Source organism: Thermoactinomyces intermedius, from assembly GCF_013912365.1.
In the GTDB taxonomy this organism is placed as follows: domain Bacteria; phylum Bacillota; class Bacilli; order Thermoactinomycetales; family Thermoactinomycetaceae; genus Thermoactinomyces; species Thermoactinomyces intermedius.
The window spans coordinates 1-2,898 of record NZ_JACETT010000101.1; the positions used below are offsets into that span (position 1 = coordinate 1).

Here is a 2,898-nt window from a genome sequence, read left to right on the forward strand (position 1 = left end):
AAGGAATAGCATCTTTCATGATGCTCAGTGTATTCTATTCTCTCGGCTTGATAGATATATGGTTTGCCCCCTATTACTTCATTTTCAATTTTATCCTGCCTATTACCGCTCAGGCGTATCTTGGTGTCACCTCAATATGTGTTTTTTCCCTTAGCATACAATTTTTCTAAAAAATACTACCCCCTAGAACAGAATGAGTGTCCTTAAAGGTATACTTTTAGGACACATCAATTCTGTACGTAATATAAAATCCCTATAACTGTTCTCCACCACAAAGGATCGCCACGGGATGAATATTCAACCGACCTGCTTTTTGTTCTTCTGTTAATATATCCATCACGGTTGGATAACCTCCCATCACAGTCGGTTGGTATTCATTCAGTTCTTTGACCAGTGTGGAAAGAGGGGATTGAATCGAAAAAACTCTGATTTTCTCATTTGAAGGCTGTTTTAAGCGCATGCGTTCAGCCGTGCTGTATGCTGTGAAATGTCCCGCTGTCGAACATACTTCCGCATTTCGTCCGCCTTTAACCCCTATTTCCACAAGTCACTCCATTTCAATTTTGTTGTTCCGCGAATAGCCATCAATATTTTCATAATCGTATCTGAACCTTTATCTTGAATAAAGATCCCAGGCACTCCAGTTGACCCCGAAGTGGTCGAAACCATATAGCGTCCTAAATAAAGCTGTCCGATTAACGACATATCTGACACGAATTCTTTTACACTTTCTATGGTTACAGCCGGGTCCGTCACCCATTCATTAAAATGGGCCATGAGTTCTGATTTGGTGACGGTAGGGGTTTGCTGTAAGTTGGTGATGTTTTCTGGTAACTCTCTGTATTTTTTTGCATAATATCGGGAGTTCAATCTCGCAAAACGGATGAGGTCAGCCAAACGAGATTGTTGTCGGGAAAGAATGTCTTCTGGTTTGCCACTCTTCATCCTCCAGATATCTATAGCCGTTTTCAACGGTGTAAGATTCTCCATCGTGGTATCCTCCATCTCTCTTCTGTTAAAACTCCATTGTCAGTAAGTGATCTGAGGGTGAAAACAGCCGATTGCCTTTTATTTCTGGAAATCGGCTGTTTTCAGTTTTACTCCTTCACCTTTAACAATCTCAGTCCATTTAAGGTTACAATCAAGGTCGCTCCCATATCAGCGAAGATCGCCATCCAGAGAGTGAGCCACCCTGGAACAATGAGTAATAGGGCTACTGCTTTAATCGCTAAAGAGAATGTAATGTTTTGCTTAATAATGCGTAGCGCTTGACGGCTTAATTTGATGGTAAATGGTAGTTTTCGTAGATCATCTGCCATGAGAGCGATATCCGCTGTTTCCAAGGCAGTGTCTGTACCAGCTCCACCCATGGCAATTCCTACGGTTGATGATGCGAGAGCTGGAGCATCATTGACTCCGTCACCGACCATCGCAACTCTGGAACCATCTGAGCGAAGTTGCTTGATAAACTCTAACTTTTGATGCGGAAGAAGATCAGCTTGAATTTCTCCGACTCCTAAACGCTCCCCAATCGCCTTTGCAGTTGCTTCGTTATCACCCGTCAACATCACGGTTTTCTTAATTCCTAATTGGTGAAGTTGTTGAATCACGTCTTTACTGCTTTCACGAACTTCATCTGCCACCGCAATCAGAGCAAGAGCCTCCATTTCAGTTCCCAAAACCATGACCGTTTTTCCTTGAGTTTGGAGTTGAAGAATCAAGTCAGACTGATCCTCAGACAACCCGTTAGGTAATAACTCATTGAACAAAGCTGGACTTCCCACATAATAAAGGGTTCCTTGGACTTTGGCTTGAACCCCTTTACCCGTAATGGAGGTAAAGTCTTCTACTGCCAATGATTGAATATCCATTCCTTTTTCTTCTGCTTTTCGAACAATCGCGGAAGCAAGAGGATGTTGGGAGTTTTTCTCGATGGCAGCTGTAATCGCTAAGTATTCATCCTCTTTTTCTTTCACAAATGCCACGATGTCTGTTACCGCAGGGACACCTTTCGTTAAGGTTCCTGTCTTATCGAAGGCGATGGCAGAGAGTGCTCCTGCCTCTTCTAAATGAATCCCACCTTTAATGAGAACTCCATTTCGAGCCGCATTTCCAATCGCTGTCACAATCGAAACAGGTGTTGAAATGACTAAGGCACAAGGACATCCAACCACTAGCAGAGCTAGCCCACGATAAACCCAATCACTCCAATCTGCATTGAAGAGAAGAGGCGGGACAACCGCTAGTAGCAAACCAGCCACTAAGATCGCAGGAGTATAGATTTTCGCAAATCGATCCACAAACGCTTGAGAAGGAGCCCGTTCCGCTTGTGCTTCTTCAACCAAATGAATGATCTTTGCGATCGTAGTATCCTCAACCCGCTTCGTTACTTTCACTTCCAATAGACCTTCTTCATTCAACGTTCCGGCAAAAACCTCATCATCAACTGTTTTGGCAACGGGGATCGACTCACCTGTAATGGCTGCCTGATTGATGGAAGAGGTTCCTTTCACCACAACCCCATCCATAGCTAACTTCTGCCCAGGCTTGACGATCATGATATCCCCAATTTGAATCTCGTCCACTGGAACCGTTAATTCTTCGTCTCCACGTCGGATCAGAGCTTGTTTAGGAGCAATGTCCATCAGAGAGCGAATGGATTGACGGGCTTTGTCCATCGAATATCGTTCTAAGGCTTCACTAATGGCAAACAGGATGACAACGGTGGCTCCTTCTCCCCATTCACCAATCGCCGCTGCTCCTATAATGGCAATCGTCATCAACGTACCCATATCAAACTGGAGACGGAATAAGTTTTGGATTCCTTTGATAAAAAGTCGGTATCCACCAATGAGAATCGAGGAAGCATAAAGAAGAATCTTGAGACTCCACACGGCT

At 43.9% G+C, this 2,898-nt stretch carries 3 protein-coding genes; all 3 read right to left on the reverse strand.

The window, feature by feature from the left end:
- Nucleotides 1-253: 253 nt before the first annotated feature.
- Entirely contained in the window at nt 254-544 is a 291-nt protein-coding gene (locus H1R82_RS14385) for a hypothetical protein (RefSeq protein ID WP_181733056.1), read from the reverse strand.
- On the reverse strand, nt 535-990 hold the full coding sequence (locus H1R82_RS14390) for a hypothetical protein (protein WP_022738244.1): 456 nt from the start codon (nt 988-990) through the stop codon (nt 535-537). Before H1R82_RS14390 ends, H1R82_RS14385 begins: the two co-directional genes overlap by 10 nt.
- A gap of 107 nt (nt 991-1,097) precedes the next feature.
- On the reverse strand, nt 1,098-2,898 hold a 1,801-nt coding region (locus tag H1R82_RS14395; protein ID WP_181821725.1), incomplete at its 5' end, for a heavy metal translocating P-type ATPase.